Origin of the sequence: Citrobacter sp. Cm046 (assembly GCF_030333065.1) — a bacterium.
Taxonomy (GTDB): Bacteria; Pseudomonadota; Gammaproteobacteria; order Enterobacterales; family Enterobacteriaceae; genus Citrobacter; species Citrobacter murliniae.
Window position 1 is genome coordinate 24,119 of the sequence record NZ_JAOWGP010000034.1, and the last position, 14,741, is coordinate 38,859.

Sequence of the window (14,741 nt, forward strand, 5' to 3'; positions counted from 1 at the left end):
AACAATATTTGAGGGCATTGTCGTGAAAAAAATACCTTGCGTTATGATGCGCGGAGGAACTTCCAGAGGCGCATTTTTATTAGCAGAACATTTACCTGAAGAAAAAAGACAGCGTGATGATATATTGATTAAAATAATGGGGTCCGGGAATACCCTGGAAATTGATGGTATTGGTGGTGGCAATCCACTAACCAGTAAAGTCGCGATCGTGAGTCGTTCCCACGATTCCCGAGCAGATATCGATTATTTATTTGCTCAGGTGCTGGTCCATGAGCAACGTGTCGATACCACGCCGAATTGCGGTAATATGCTTTCCGCTGTTGGAGCGTTCGCCATCGAAAAAGGGCTGGTTACACCCTCAACGCCGACGACCTGTGTACGTATTCGCAATGTAAACACCAATACGTACATCGAAGCTGAGATACAAACACCGTATGGTGATGTTGAGTATGAAGGTACAGCAAGAATAGACGGTGTGCCGGGAACATCTGCACCTGTTGGGTTGACGTTCCTGAATGCAGCCGGTTCCAAAACCGGGCATATCTTTCCGACAGGCCAAATTATCAATTATTTCGATTCTGTCCCTGTGACCTGCATGGATATGGCGACACCGGTCGTTATTATTCCTGCAGAGTCCTTAGGTAAAACCGGATATGAATTACCGGATGAGTTAGATAGTGACAACGAATTATTGACACGGATAGAGTCTATCCGCTTGCAGGCGGGTCAGGCAATGGGGCTGGGTGATGTCAGTAATATGGTCATTCCCAAGCCTATTCTTATTTCAGCAGCCAAAAAAGGCGGGGTAATTAATGCCCGTTATTTCATGCCTCACACATGTCATAAAGCTCTGGCGATTACAGGAGCAATTGCCATTGCCAGCAGTTGTGCTATTGAAGGAACCATTACGCGTCAGATAACGCCAGGGGTTAGTTACGGAAATATCAATATCGAACATCCTGGCGGCAGTCTTGATATTCATTTGACTAATAATGGGCAGGATATTTCTACTATTCGAGCCTCGGTTATTCGTACTGCCAGAAAAATATTTTCAGGTGAAGTTTATCTTCCCTGACTGTATTTAATTTATTTTTTTCTGTGGTTACGGATGTTGAATAGAAGATTCTGTATTTTTATACGGATTAATCAGGACTAAAAATGAACATAAAATCATTATGGAAGCTAATATTAATATTAGCGATCCCTTGTATTATAGGACTCATTCCTGCACCAGCAGGATTAAGTGAGTTGGCTTGGGTACTTTTTGGGATCTATCTTGCCGCTATTGTTGGCCTGGTTATTAAACCTTTTCCCGAACCCGTGGTGTTGTTAATTGCCGTTGCTGCATCAATGGTCGTTGTTGGAAATTTAGGAGCTGGGGTACTGAAAACCAGTAGCGTGCTGAGCGGTTATGCCTCCGGTACGACATGGCTGGTCTTCTCTGCATTTACGCTTAGTGCGGCCTTCGTAACGACCGGTTTGGGTAAGCGAATTGCCTATATTTTGATCGGTAAGATCGGCAATACCACTTTGGGGCTGGGTTACGTCACCGTTTTTCTTGATCTGGTGCTGGCTCCAGCAACGCCCTCCAATACTGCGCGAGCGGGAGGGATTGTGTTGCCAATCATCAATAGCGTGGCGGTTGCTTTGGGTTCCGAGCCTGACAAGAGTCCACGCCGTGTCGGTCACTATTTGATGATGACCATTTATATGGTCACTAAAACAACCAGCTATATGTTTTTTACTGCGATGGCTGGAAATATTTTGGCGTTGAAAATGATCAATGATATCTGCCATCTGCAATTAAGCTGGGGGGGATGGGCGCTGGCGGCGGCTTTGCCGGGGCTGGTAATGCTACTGTTGACGCCATTAATTATCTATTTTATGTATCCGCCAGAAATTAAAAAAGTCGAAAATAAAACTATCGCTGAAGCGGGTCTTCAGGAATTGGGGCCGATGAAGGGGCGTGAGAAAATGCTGTTGGGCATTTTTGTTCTCGCGCTATTGGGATGGATCTTCAGTAAGAGTCTCTGTGTCGATGAATCAACGATTGCCATTGTCGTAATGGGGTTGATGTTATTGCTGAGAGTTGTGACCTGGGATGATGTGGTTAAAAATAAAGGTGGTTGGAATACCTTAATTTGGTATGGTGGAATTATTGGACTAAGCTCTTTATTATCAAAAGTCAATTTTTTTGTCTGGTTAGCGGAACTCTTTAAAAACAACCTCTCTTTTGGCAACCATGGGAACGTAGCATTCTTTGTTATTCTATTCCTGAGTATTATTGTTCGTTATTTCTTTGCTTCCGGGAGTGCTTATATTGTTGCGATGATGCCAGTATTTGCCATGTTAGCGAATGTCTCAGGTGCCCCGCTGATGTTGACCGCATTGGCATTACTCTTTTCTAACTCCTATGGTGGAATGGTAACACATTATGGTGGTGCTGCGGGGCCTGTTATTTTTGGGGTCGGATATAACGATATTAAATCGTGGTGGCTGGTTGGAGCAATGCTGACATTTTTGACATTTCTTGTTCATATCACACTGGGTATATGGTGGTGGCAGTTATTAATTGACTGGAACATGTTGTAATTAGAAAGTAAGTCACAGATTGAATAAATCTATTTGTTGTCAGCTATGCTTACGCGCAGATATAGTAATTCGGAGTATCAAATGATTAAGTTATACGAGAAAGGGATTTATCTATCCTCTAATAATAAAATTCTTGCTGAAGAATGTGTTACAGAACATGCCGATAAAAATGAGTTGAAAAAAGGAACTATCACATGGTCGATTCTCTCTTCACATAATACATCCGGTTGCATGAACAAACTTAAAATTAAGTTTGATGCATTGGCATCACATGATATTACTTTTGTGGGTATTATTCAGACGGCAAAAGCTTCAGGTATGGAGCGTTTTCCATTACCTTATGTTCTTACTAACTGCCATAATTCATTGTGTGCGGTAGGAGGAACCATTAACGGTGACGATCATATTTTTGGTCTGTCAGCGGCGCAGCGCTATGGCGGTATTTTTGTGCCACCGCATATTGCGGTAATCCATCAATATATGCGCGAAATGATGGCGGGTAGCGGTAAAATGATCCTTGGTTCTGACAGCCATACCCGCTATGGTGCTTTGGGAACTCTGGCCGTTGGGGAAGGGGGCGGAGAGCTGGTTAAACAGCTGCTAAATGATAGCTGGGATATCGATTATCCCGGCGTGATTGCGGTTTATCTGACAGGAAAACCCAAGCCTGGTGTCGGCCCGCAGGATGTGGCATTGGCTATCATTGGCGCAGTGTTTAAAAGTGGCTATGTCAAAAATAAAGTCATGGAGTTTGTCGGTCCAGGCATCAGTCATCTCTCTACTGATTTTCGTAACAGTGTTGATGTGATGACGACGGAAACCACCTGTCTCAGTTCTGTCTGGCAAACGGATGATCAAACTCGCAGTTGGCTGGCGTTACACGGTCGCGAGCAAGACTACCGCCAACTCAATCCGCAGCCAATGGCCTATTACGATGGGTGTATATATGTCGACCTGTCTGCAATTAACCCGATGATTGCGCTACCGTTCCATCCCTGTAATGTTTACGAGATTGATACTCTCAATGAGAATCTGATGGATATTCTTCGCGAGATTGAAATTGAGTCTGCGCGTATCACGCAAGGGAAAGCCAGTCTCTCGTTGCTGGATAAAGTTGAAAATGGTCGCTTAAAGGTTCAGCAAGGGATCATTGCCGGATGTTCGGGTGGCAACTATGAGAATGTTATTGCCGCCGCTAACGCGCTACGCGGTCAGTCCTGTGGCAATGATACTTTCTCGCTGGCCGTATACCCCTCTTCGCAACCCGTGTTTATGGACCTGGCGAAGAAAGGTGTAGTGACGGATTTGATTGGTGCTGGTGCGATAATCAGAACGGCTTTCTGTGGCCCTTGCTTCGGTGCAGGTGACACGCCAATTAATAATGGACTTAGCATCCGCCATACCACGCGTAATTTCCCGAACCGTGAAGGCTCTAAACCAGGTAATGGTCAAATGTCCGCCGTTGCGTTAATGGATGCTCGTTCGATAGCTGCTACGGCGGCAAATGGTGGATTTCTGACTTCCGCGACGGAGCTGGATTGCTGGGACAACGCGCCAGACTATACGTTTAATATCTCGCCTTACAAAAGTCGTGTCTATCAGGGGTTCATCAAAGGAGCAACGCAGCAATCACTCATCTACGGACCAAACATTAAAGACTGGCCGGAGCTGGGTGCACTGACTGACAATATTCTGCTGAAAGTGTGCTCAAAAATTCTCGATGACGTGACTACTACCGATGAGCTGATTCCATCCGGGGAAACCTCCTCCTATCGTTCAAATCCACTGGGACTGGCGGAATTTACGCTTTCGCGCCGGGATCCAGAGTATGTGGGAAGGAGCAAAGCCACTGCTGAATTGGAAAAACGGCGGCAGGCTGGTGATACGAGTGAAGTGGCGTTGATTTTTGAACGCATTCAGCAGATTGCCGGTCAGGAAAATATTAACCCTCTGGAAACGGAGATTGGCAGCATGATATACGCCGTAAAACCAGGCGATGGCTCAGCGCGTGAGCAGGCGGCAAGCTGCCAGCGTGTGATTGGCGGGCTGGCAAATATCGCCCAGGAATATGCCACCAAGCGTTACCGTTCTAATGTCATCAACTGGGGGATGTTGCCGTTGCAAATGGCAGGCGAACCGCATTTTGAGGTGGGTGAGTATATCTTTATTCCAGGTATTCGATGTGCACTGGATGAGTGCCGTAGTGTGATAAAAGCGTACGTTCTTAATGAGGATGCATCTGTCAGGGAAATCAGTATGTATATGGAGAGCCTGACTGCGGAAGAACGAGAAATTATTAAGGCAGGAAGTTTGATTAACTTTAATAAAGCGCGTTTGATGTAAGGCAATCAAGAAGGGTCGCTACGCGTTCGTAGCGACCCTTTTGTAGGTTGGATAAAACGAAATTACTGCTTCGGCTCTGCAACCACTTTACTACCGACACCGCGGTTGTTGTATTCCCACATGCGGTTAAAGTTGGTGTCGTTCAGGTTACGCTGAATTTCACCTTTATCATCTTCCGCACCGGTGTTACCCGCGAATGGACGCTTGGCGATAACACTGTCAGCCCATGGTTTCGCCATGTTAAAGCCTTCGTTGATCACGCTGTCACGAATAACCACCTGACCATTAGTGTTCGCATCAACATCCAGCGAGCGGCCCAGTTGCGCCACACCATCGCCACTTGCCGTAAAGCGGCTGTTGGTGGCGAGGAAGCCGTAGTAAATGTTCGACAGCGTTGCCGGGGCAAATACGTAAGCTTCCTGCTGAGTTCGTGAGTTCACCACACGGAAATCAGTATTATCAAACACCACCGCGCCGCGACCAGACACGATATCCACATCGCCTTCAATGTAGCTGTTAGTGACCAGTGTACGCGGTTGACGATCGTTTTCCAGACGGTTTTGCACGCCGCTGTTAGTGACGAAGAAGGTATTCTGGCGACCCAGGATATTGACGTTGTTAATCTGAACTTTATCGCCATCGGTACGCAGCGCAACTGCCGGGTGATTACCTGCATCAACGCTGTCACCCAGATTGTTTTCAATGGTCAGATTCTGCAATTGCAGGCCGTTGTTTTGTGACCAAACCACCGCAGAACACATCACGCCAATATTCGGACCGCGCTTGTTCTGGCAGTTATCGAACATATACCACGCCGGTTTGCCTGGCATATATTTACCACCCGGGTTCACTGAACGACGCCAGTCTGCGGTGCTCATATCACCGTCAATGGCCTGGCCGATTTTCACATCAAGCGGTTTTTCGCCTGTACCGTATAAGGTCAGGCTACCCGTGGCAGCAGGGATGTAGACCGTGCCCTGATATTCACCCGGCATAATGGCGATATATTGACGTTTATTGGTACGTTTTATGATTGCTGCATCAACCGCCGCCTGAATAGTGGTGTGGGTAACGCCTTGCGTACCTGCCGGGCCGACAACAAAATCAGGCTGCGCTGGCAGGGAAATAGAAGAAGGGGTCCACGGCGCAGTATTTGGCGTCAGTGCTGAAAAATAGTGTGCGGCAACGAAATTTTTGGCTTCACTCGCCGACAGAATCGGGCGCGAGGAGGTGCCAGGCGCGGTCTGATCGGAAGGAATTTGATCGGGCGAGGTTGAGCTACAGGCAGTCAGCGTCACGCCAAAAGCCATAGCCAGCGCCAGACGGGAAACTGATGATATGTTCACAGGTTGCTCCGGGCTTTGAAAGTTATCCATTGAAGCCTGCTTTTTTATACTAAGTTGAGCGAAACGGGAAGGCGAAAAGGTAAAAAGTTGTTTTTTATCGCAGCAATGTCTGGCGTTGAGAGTCCTTATATCACAATTAGATAACAATTGTGGTCCATCAGGTTGACAACATCCGCAGGATGCAAAATAAATGTCTATACAACCTATGACAAGTGGTGAGTCGAATGCAGCAGTTTTTCCCTGATGATGCTATCTGGCGCAATGTCCGCCTGGCGACCATGGATCCTGAACGTGATACACCGTATGGCCTGGTGTATGGCCATGCGCTGATCGTCCGTCAGGGTAAGATTCGAGATATTGTGCCTGAATCATCGTTATACCTTACCCACGATAATACATTTGATATGCAGGGGCGGCTGATTACACCGGGTCTGATTGACTGTCATACGCACCTGGTGTTTGGCGGGAATCGCGCAGGCGAATGGGAACAGAGACTGAACGGAGTTTCCTATCAGCAAATCAGCGCCCAGGGGGGAGGAATCAATGCTACCGTCTCTGCGACTCGTCGCGCTTCAGCCGAACAACTCTTTCGCGTAGCGCAGGCGCGGATGGCGCAGCTAAAAAACGAAGGCGTTACGCTACTCGAGATTAAATCAGGTTACGGCCTGGATTTAGCGACTGAAGAGAAGATATTACGCGTGGTGTCAGCACTGGCGGCGGAAAATATCATTGAAATCAGCCCTACGCTGTTGGCTGCGCATGCCACGCCTGTGGAGTACCGTGACGACCCTGATGGCTACATTACGCTGGTATGCGAGACTATTTTGCCGCAGTTGTGGAAAAAAGGTCTGTTTGAGACCGTCGATCTGTTTTGTGAAAGCGTCGGGTTCACGCTGACACAGAGTGAACGTGTATTTCAGGCCGCTCAGGCACTGGGCATCCCGGTTAAAGGTCATGTTGAGCAACTCTCATTGCTTGGTGGTGCGCAACTGGTAAGCCGTTACCACGGTTTGTCAGCCGATCATATTGAATACCTGGATGAAGCCGGAGTGGTGGCGATGAGCCAAAGTGGTACGGTCGGGGTTCTGTTGCCGGGTGCATTTTACTTCCTCAAAGAACAGCAGCGCCCACCAGTGGAATGGCTGCGTCACTATCAGGTGCCAATGGCGGTGGCAACGGATTTCAATCCTGGCACCAGTCCGTTTATTAGCCTGCACTGGGCGATGAATATGGCCTGCGTACAGTTTGGCTTAACGCCAGAGGAGGCCTGGGCTGGCGTAACCCGTCATGCGGCTCGTGCGCTTGGTCGTCATGACACTCACGGACAACTGAAGGCCGGATTCGTTGCCGATTTTGTGGTCTGGGATGCGCAACTGCCGGTGGAAATTCTCTACGAACCTGGCCGCAACCCACTTTATCAACGTGTATTCAGAGGGCAGATATCATGATGAACTGGCAACCCGCATCACCTGCGCTCTGGCAGGGACGCGATGATCGTGTTGAGTCAGCGAATGCGTTGCGTCTGTTTCAAACCATCACGCTCAGTCCAGCGTTCGCCCCTGAAATGTATCGTGAACAGATTGCGCTGCTTGGATTTGCCTGCGACGAAGGTGTGAAACGTAATCAGGGGCGTGCGGGGGCGGCCGGTGCACCCGACGCGCTGCGTAAGGCGCTGGCAAATTTAGCCAGTCACAGAGGTCATGACAGACTGGTGGACCTGGGAAATATTGTAGCGCAGTCCCCGGACCTTGAAGGTGCACAGCAGGCGCTACGCAGTGCGATACAACGCTGTCAGCTGGCAGAGATGCGCACCTTTGTATTAGGTGGCGGGCACGAAACCGCATTCGCTCACGGTGCAGGTCTACTGGATGCGTTCCCGCGTTCAAAAGTGGGTATAGTGAATCTCGATACACATCTGGATTTACGTCATGCCGAACAGGCCACATCAGGGACGCCGTTTCGCCAGCTGGCAGAGCTTTGCGACGAGCAGCAGCGCGAGTTTTATTACGCCTGCGTGGGTGTCAGTCGGGCGGCAAACACTCAGGCGTTGTGGGATGAAGCGCTACGCCGCGGTGTCACTGTGGTAGAAGATTTGCATTGCCATCAGGCGCAGGCACAGATAGCACAGTTTGTCGCCAGCGTAGATGTTATCTATCTGACGATTGACCTCGACGTTTTACCGGTCTGGGAAATGCCGGCGGTGTCTGCGCCTGCTGCGCTGGGCGTTCCGCTGGCGACGGTACTGGGGTTAATTGAACCTCTTTGTTGCAGTGGTAAATTACAGGCGGTGGACATGGTTGAATTTAATCCCCGCTTTGACGATGATGGCAGGGCAGCACGCGTTGCGGCGCGGCTTGGCTGGCAAATCGCGCACTGGTGGCGCTGACATGCCTGATAGTGGTTCGCTTATCAGGCCGATGCCGTGGTCGCTATCTGGCAATTAAAACTCTCTGCTTAAGGAAGGCTTACGCATGCTCCCATCCCGCAACCGTTCAGCTCCGGCCCCTTTTTACGAAAAGGTCAAACAGGAGATCAGCGACAAAATTGCCAGTGGCATCTGGCAAGCGCACGACCGTATCCCGTCGGAAGCGGAACTGGTGGCGCAGTATGGTTTTAGTCGAATGACCATTAACCGGGCGCTGCGTGAGCTAACGGATGAAGGATTGTTGGTGCGCTTGCAGGGGGTCGGGACATTTGTCGCCGAGCCAAAAGGTCAGTCTGCGCTGTTCGAAATTCGCAGTATCGCGGATGAAATCATTGCCCGGCAGCATCAGCACCGGTGCGAGGTTTTGACGCTGGAAAGAACTCAGGCAAGTGCTCTGCAGGCTACGGCGTTGAACGTTGCAGAGGGCACGTCCATTTTTCACTCCATCATGGTGCACTATGAAAACGATCAGCCGGTGCAGATTGAAGATCGCTGTGTGAATGCGGAAATTGTGCCGGAATACCTGACGCAGGATTACAGCCAGACTACGCCGCACGCTTACTTGTCGCTGATTGCGCCGCTGACAGAAGGTGAGCATATTGTGGAAGCCGTGCGAGCCAGTGCAGAAGAGTGTGCGCTACTGAACATTAAAGAACACGATCCCTGTCTGCTAATCCGTCGCCGGACCTGGTCGGCGTCACATATTGTCTCCCATGCCCACTTGCTCTTTCCGGGTTCCCGCTACCGTCTGCAGGGACGTTTTATGTCCTGATACGAGGACGCAAAAACCGTGATTGCTGACGCAATATAACAAAAATGTATCTCAATTGTTAAATGCGGCCTTGCGACAACTTGTATAGACAAGTATATGTTACTTATCTGTCCGATCGTTCGTGAGGAGTGTTTTACCATGCCCCAAAGCAAGTATCGTCAGCAGGATATTCGGGCCCCAAGAGGCACGAACTTAACAGCCAAAAGCTGGTTGACCGAAGCGCCGCTGCGCATGTTAATGAATAACCTTGATCCCGAGGTGGCGGAAAATCCCCACGAGCTGGTGGTTTACGGCGGGATTGGTCGCGCCGCGCGTGACTGGGAATGTTATGACGCCATCATCAAGGCGCTGACCGGACTGGAAGCCGACGAAACTTTGTTAGTGCAGTCCGGTAAACCGGTCGGCGTGTTCAAAACCCATGACAATGCACCACGGGTCTTAATCGCCAACTCCAATCTGGTCCCGCACTGGGCGACCTGGGAACACTTTAACGAACTGGACGCGAAAGGGCTGGCGATGTACGGCCAGATGACTGCCGGGAGCTGGATCTACATTGGCAGTCAGGGCATCGTGCAGGGAACCTATGAGACCTTCGTCGAAGCAGGACGTCAGCATTATCAAGGCAACCTGAGCGGACGCTGGGTGCTGACCGCCGGATTGGGGGGGATGGGCGGGGCGCAACCGTTGGCCGCAACCCTGGCGGGCGCCTGTTCGCTGAACATTGAATGTCAGCAAAGCCGTATCGACTTCCGTCTGCGTACCCGCTATGTGGATGAGCAGGCTACTTCGCTTGATGACGCACTGGAGCGTATCGAAAAATACACCCGCGCGGGGAAAGCGGTTTCCATTGCGCTGTGTGCCAACGCCGCTGACATTGTGCCTGAACTGGTCAAGCGTGGTGTGCGTCCGGATATGGTTACCGACCAGACCAGCGCCCATGACCCGCTGCACGGTTATTTGCCGTCCGGCTGGAGCTGGGAAGAGTATCAGGCGAAAGCAATATCCGATCCGCAGGGTACGGTTCAGGCAGCGAAACGTTCGATGGCGACGCATGTGCAGGCGATGCTGGCCTTTAGCAAACTGGGCGTTCCGACATTTGACTACGGCAATAACATTCGTCAGATGGCAAAAGAGATGGGTGTGGAAAATGCCTTTGATTTCCCTGGATTTGTGCCGGCCTACATTCGGCCGTTGTTCTGTCGCGGCATTGGCCCGTTCCGCTGGGTGGCGCTTTCCGGCGATCCGCAGGATATTTATAAGACCGATGCCAAAGTAAAAGAGATCGTGGCCGACGATAAGCATCTCCATCACTGGCTGGATATGGCGCGTGAGCGGATTAATTTCCAGGGGTTACCTGCGCGTATCTGTTGGGTAGGGCTGGAGTGGCGACAAAAGCTGGGTCTGGCGTTTAACGAGATGGTGCGTAGTGGTGAAGTTTCCGCACCTATCGTCATTGGTCGCGATCACCTGGATTCTGGATCGGTTGCCAGCCCTAACCGTGAAACCGAATCCATGCGTGACGGTTCAGACGCCGTGTCCGACTGGCCGCTGCTGAACGCGCTCCTTAATACTGCCAGCGGTGCGACCTGGGTATCACTGCACCATGGCGGCGGGGTAGGAATGGGCTTCTCCCAGCATGCCGGGATGGTGATTGTCTGCGATGGTACTGATGAAGCCGCCGCACGTATCGCCCGGGTATTACATAACGATCCGGCGACGGGCGTGATGCGTCATGCCGATGCCGGGTATGACATTGCTGTGGAATGTGCTGTCGAAGAAGGGCTGAACTTGCCGATGGTTGCCGCAACGCAGGGGAAACGCTGATATGAATACCATTACCTTAACGCCGGGCCATCTGAGCTTTGCACAGTTGCGCGATATCTGGCAGCAGCCGGTACAGTTGAGACTGGATACCAGCGCGGTTGACGCCATTAATGCCAGTGTGGACTGCGTCAATAAAATTGTTGCCGAAGGCCGCACGGCTTACGGCATCAATACGGGTTTTGGCCTGCTGGCCCAGACCCGTATTGCCACTGAAGATTTGCAAAATCTCCAGCGTTCGCTGGTGCTTTCTCATGCGGCGGGCGTCGGTGAACCGCTGGATGATGCGATGGTGCGTCTGATCATGGTGCTGAAAATCAACAGTCTGGCGCGCGGTTTCTCCGGTATTCGCCTGAGCGTGATTGAAGCGCTGATTGCACTGGTGAATGCGGAGGTTTACCCGTTGATCCCGGCGAAAGGCTCGGTCGGGGCATCGGGCGATCTGGCTCCGCTGGCGCATATGTCGCTCACCTTGTTGGGTGAGGGTAAGGCACGCTGGCGGGGAGAATGGCTTCCGGCCGCAGAAGCGCTGAAGAAGGCCGGGCTGGAGCCGATCACGCTGGAGGCGAAGGAAGGACTGGCGTTGCTGAATGGTACACAGGCATCCACGGCTTTTGCTCTGCGCGGGTTGATTGAAGCGCAGGAACTGTTTGCCTCGGCGACAGTATGCGGGGCGCTGACCACCGAAGCGGTGCTGGGCTCCCGACGTCCGTTTGATGCCCGTATTCATGCCGCCCGGGGACAGCGTGGGCAAATTGATGCCGCCTCTCTTTATCGCCACGTGCTGACCGATTCCACAGCGCTTTCGCAGTCGCACCATAACTGCGAAAAAGTGCAGGATCCATATTCTTTGCGCTGTCAGCCGCAGGTGATGGGGGCGTGCCTGACGCAAATGCGCCAGGTTATGGAGGTGCTGCTGGTGGAAGCCAATGCAGTTTCAGATAACCCGCTGGTGTTTGCCGAAGAGGGCGATGTTATTTCTGGCGGCAATTTCCATGCGGAACCGGTGGCGATGGCGGCGGATAATCTGGCGCTGGCGATTGCGGAAATAGGTGCTTTATCAGAGCGACGTATTGCGTTGATGATGGATAAGCACATGTCACAGTTACCGCCTTTCCTGGTCAAAAACGGCGGGGTCAACTCCGGCTTTATGATTGCTCAGGTCACCGCCGCCGCGCTTGCCAGCGAGAACAAAGCACTGGCGCACCCGCACAGCGTAGACAGTTTGCCGACCTCGGCTAACCAGGAAGACCATGTGTCAATGGCGCCTGCGGCCGGTCGTCGACTGTGGGAGATGGCGGCCAATACGCGCGGGGTGATTGCCGTGGAGTGGCTGGCGGCCTGTCAGGGAATCGATTTACGAGAAGGACTGACCTCAAGCCCGCTGCTGGAACAGGCGCGTCAGGCATTGCGTGGACAGGTTTCACACTATACACAGGACCGTTTTTTCGCCCCGGATATTGAGTGCGCGACCGAGTTGTTAGCGCAGGGAACCTTGCTGAAGCTGGTGCCCGAGTTTCTGTAAGAAAATGCCGGATGGCGCTGACGCTTATCCGGCTCAGAGATTAACTGAACAGTGCGGTGATTGACGCGCTGGCGAGCGAGTGGAAATGGACGTTAAATCCGACCATCGCTCCGCTGGCGCCCTCATCAACATCAAGACGCTCCACATCCAGCGCATGAACCGTAAAGATATAACGATGCGTTTCTCCTTTTGGTGGCGCCGCGCCGCCATAGCCCGCTTTACCAAAATCCGTGCGTGTCTGAATGACTCCCTCCGGCAGCGCAACCAGACCGGAGCCGAATCCTTGTGTCAGTACACGGGTATCTGCAGGCAGGTTGACTACCACCCAGTGCCACCAGCCGGAGCCGGTTGGCGCATCAGGATCGTAACAGGTCACAACAAAGCTTTTGGTCCCGGCAGGTACATCATCCCATAGCAGATGCGGGGAGATATTATCTCCGTCATACCCCATACCGTTAAATACATGGCGATGCGGGAGCTTCTCCCCGTCGCGCAGATCGTTACTCATTAGTTTCATGCTGACTCCTCTCGTTAGCCAAAAAGTGTAGCCAGAAACCTCATAACTTACCGCCGATTATTGGCTAAAAAATGTTTCATTGCGCACAGCATCGTTCACGACCTGCGTCAGGCGACGCAGTTGATCTGGCTGGATAATGTACGGCGGCATCAGGTAGATGAGTTTGCCAAACGGCCGGATCCACACGCCTTGTTCAACGAAGAACTTTTGTAACGCCGCCATATTCACCGGATGCGTGGTTTCTATCACACCGATGGCGCCGAGTACGCGTACATCGGCGACATATGCGGAATCAGCTGCAGGTGCCAGTTCGCTGCGCAATTGTTCTTCAATAGCTGCGACCTGCGCACGCCACTCGCCTGTTTCCAGCAGAGACAAACTGGCGGAGGCGACGGCGCAGGCCAGCGGGTTACCCATAAAAGTCGGGCCGTGCATAAAGCAGCCAGCCTCGCCGTTGCTGATGGTTTCCGCAACCTGACGGGTGGTCAGAGTGGCGGAAAGTGTCATCGTCCCGCCGGTTAATGCTTTACCAAGGCACAAAATATCCGGCGCAATGTTGGCGTGTTCACAGGCAAACAGCTTCCCGGTACGGCCAAACCCGGTGGCGATTTCATCGGCAATCAGCAGGATCCCTTCGCGGTCGCACATCCTGCGAATGCGTTTTAACCATTCAGGATGGTACATGCGCATGCCGCCTGCACCCTGCACAATCGGCTCCAGGATAATGGCTGCAATCTCATGGCGATGCGCGGCCATCAAACGGGCAAAGGGCACGATGTCCAGCTCATTCCATTCGCCGTCCATCCGACTCTGCGGGGCTGGAGCGAAGAGGTTTTCCGGCAGATACCCTTTCCACAGGCTGTGCATTGAGTTGTCGGGATCGCAAACCGACATCGCGCCGAAGGTGTCTCCGTGATAGCCGTTACGAAATGTCAGGAAACGCTGACGAGATTCGCCTTTTGCCTGCCAGTATTGCAGCGCCATTTTCATTGCCACTTCGACGGCAACAGAGCCTGAATCCGCGAGGAAAACGCATTCCAGTGCCTCTGGCGTCATGGCGACCAACTGGCGGCACAGTGAAATGGCAGGGGCATGGGTAATGCCGCCAAACATCACATGTGACATGTCATCGATCTGCGTTTTCATTGCGGCGTTCAACTGCGGGTGGTTGTAACCGTGGATTGCCGCCCACCAGGATGACATGCCGTCAATCAGTCTCTCACCGCTGGATAAAATCAGTTCGCAACCTTCGGCACGCGCTACCGGATACACCGGTAACGGGGAGGTCATGGAGGTGTAAGGGTGCCAGATATGGCGTTGGTCAAAGGCAATATCGTCAGTTGTCATAATCGACTTGTAAACCAAATTAAAAAGATTTAGGTTTACAAGTCTACACCAAA

General features: G+C 51.7%; 11 protein-coding genes. 8 read left to right on the plus strand and 3 right to left on the minus strand.

What is annotated here, in order from left to right; genetic code table 11:
- The first annotated feature begins 22 nt into the window (after nt 1-22).
- The 3 genes from OGX98_RS04985 (at nt 23) to OGX98_RS04995 (ending at nt 4,935) form a co-directional block, all read left to right on the plus strand.
- A complete protein-coding gene (locus OGX98_RS04985) occupies nt 23-1,075 on the plus strand; it encodes a 4-oxalomesaconate tautomerase (protein ID WP_286594919.1) in 1,053 nt (350 codons plus the stop codon).
- An 83-nt stretch (nt 1,076-1,158) separates the two neighbouring features.
- Nucleotides 1,159-2,592, plus strand: a complete 1,434-nt coding sequence (locus OGX98_RS04990; RefSeq protein WP_048221819.1) for an anion permease — start codon at nt 1,159-1,161, stop codon at nt 2,590-2,592.
- Nucleotides 2,593-2,673: 81 nt separating this feature from the next.
- A complete protein-coding gene (locus tag OGX98_RS04995) occupies nt 2,674-4,935 on the plus strand; it encodes a hydratase (RefSeq protein ID WP_286594920.1) in 2,262 nt (753 codons plus the stop codon).
- Between the two features lie 62 nt (nt 4,936-4,997).
- Here the strand turns inward: OGX98_RS04995 and OGX98_RS05000 are convergent, their stop codons facing one another.
- Entirely contained in the window at nt 4,998-6,281 is a 1,284-nt protein-coding gene (locus OGX98_RS05000; RefSeq protein WP_200010625.1) for a putative acyl-CoA thioester hydrolase, read from the minus strand.
- A 224-nt stretch (nt 6,282-6,505) separates the two neighbouring features.
- Here OGX98_RS05000 and hutI point away from each other — a divergent pair, with 224 nt between their 5' ends.
- The 5 genes from hutI to hutH all read left to right on the plus strand — a co-directional run bounded on the left by hutI (nt 6,506) and on the right by hutH (nt 12,824).
- The gene (gene hutI / locus OGX98_RS05005; protein WP_286594921.1) at nt 6,506-7,729 is read left to right on the plus strand and encodes an imidazolonepropionase; all 1,224 of its coding nucleotides are present in this window, start codon (nt 6,506-6,508) and stop codon (nt 7,727-7,729) included.
- A complete protein-coding gene (gene hutG / locus OGX98_RS05010; protein ID WP_286594922.1) occupies nt 7,726-8,667 on the plus strand; it encodes a formimidoylglutamase in 942 nt (313 codons plus the stop codon). The genes hutI and hutG overlap by 4 nt, the downstream gene beginning before the upstream one ends.
- Nucleotides 8,668-8,752: 85 nt before the next feature.
- The gene (locus tag OGX98_RS05015) at nt 8,753-9,478 is read left to right on the plus strand and encodes a histidine utilization repressor (RefSeq protein WP_045441147.1); all 726 of its coding nucleotides are present in this window, start codon (nt 8,753-8,755) and stop codon (nt 9,476-9,478) included.
- A 138-nt stretch (nt 9,479-9,616) separates the two neighbouring features.
- Nucleotides 9,617-11,302, plus strand: coding sequence for a urocanate hydratase (gene hutU / locus OGX98_RS05020; protein WP_045441148.1), 1,686 nt, complete (start codon nt 9,617-9,619; stop codon nt 11,300-11,302).
- Between the two features lies 1 nt (nt 11,303).
- Complete coding sequence (gene hutH / locus OGX98_RS05025) at nt 11,304-12,824, plus strand: histidine ammonia-lyase (RefSeq protein ID WP_045441149.1); 1,521 nt, start codon at nt 11,304-11,306, stop codon at nt 12,822-12,824.
- A 40-nt stretch (nt 12,825-12,864) separates the two neighbouring features.
- On the opposite strand, the gene OGX98_RS05030 is transcribed toward hutH, so the two are convergent.
- Both OGX98_RS05030 and bioA read right to left on the minus strand, forming a co-directional pair.
- Complete coding sequence (locus tag OGX98_RS05030) at nt 12,865-13,341, minus strand: kinase inhibitor (RefSeq protein ID WP_045441150.1); 477 nt, start codon at nt 13,339-13,341, stop codon at nt 12,865-12,867.
- A 57-nt stretch (nt 13,342-13,398) separates the two neighbouring features.
- Nucleotides 13,399-14,688 (minus strand): adenosylmethionine--8-amino-7-oxononanoate transaminase, encoded by a 1,290-nt coding sequence (bioA, locus tag OGX98_RS05035; RefSeq protein WP_286594923.1) that lies wholly within the window; start codon nt 14,686-14,688, stop codon nt 13,399-13,401.
- Nucleotides 14,689-14,741: the final 53 nt, after the last annotated feature.

Excerpts from the sequence above, each read along its gene's own strand:
- bioA (WP_286594923.1), bottom strand. The coding sequence starts at position 14,688 with ATGACAACTGACGATATTGCCTTTGACCAACGCCATATCTGGCACCCT.
- hutI (WP_286594921.1), top strand. The coding sequence starts at position 6,506 with ATGCAGCAGTTTTTCCCTGATGATGCTATCTGGCGCAATGTCCGCCTG.
- OGX98_RS04995 (WP_286594920.1), top strand. The coding sequence starts at position 2,674 with ATGATTAAGTTATACGAGAAAGGGATTTATCTATCCTCTAATAATAAA.
- hutU (WP_045441148.1), top strand. The coding sequence starts at position 9,617 with ATGCCCCAAAGCAAGTATCGTCAGCAGGATATTCGGGCCCCAAGAGGC.
- hutG (WP_286594922.1), top strand. The coding sequence starts at position 7,726 with ATGATGAACTGGCAACCCGCATCACCTGCGCTCTGGCAGGGACGCGAT.
- hutH (WP_045441149.1), top strand. The coding sequence starts at position 11,304 with ATGAATACCATTACCTTAACGCCGGGCCATCTGAGCTTTGCACAGTTG.
- OGX98_RS05015 (WP_045441147.1), top strand. The coding sequence starts at position 8,753 with ATGCTCCCATCCCGCAACCGTTCAGCTCCGGCCCCTTTTTACGAAAAG.
- OGX98_RS04990 (WP_048221819.1), top strand. The coding sequence starts at position 1,159 with ATGAACATAAAATCATTATGGAAGCTAATATTAATATTAGCGATCCCT.
- OGX98_RS05030 (WP_045441150.1), bottom strand. The coding sequence starts at position 13,341 with ATGAAACTAATGAGTAACGATCTGCGCGACGGGGAGAAGCTCCCGCAT.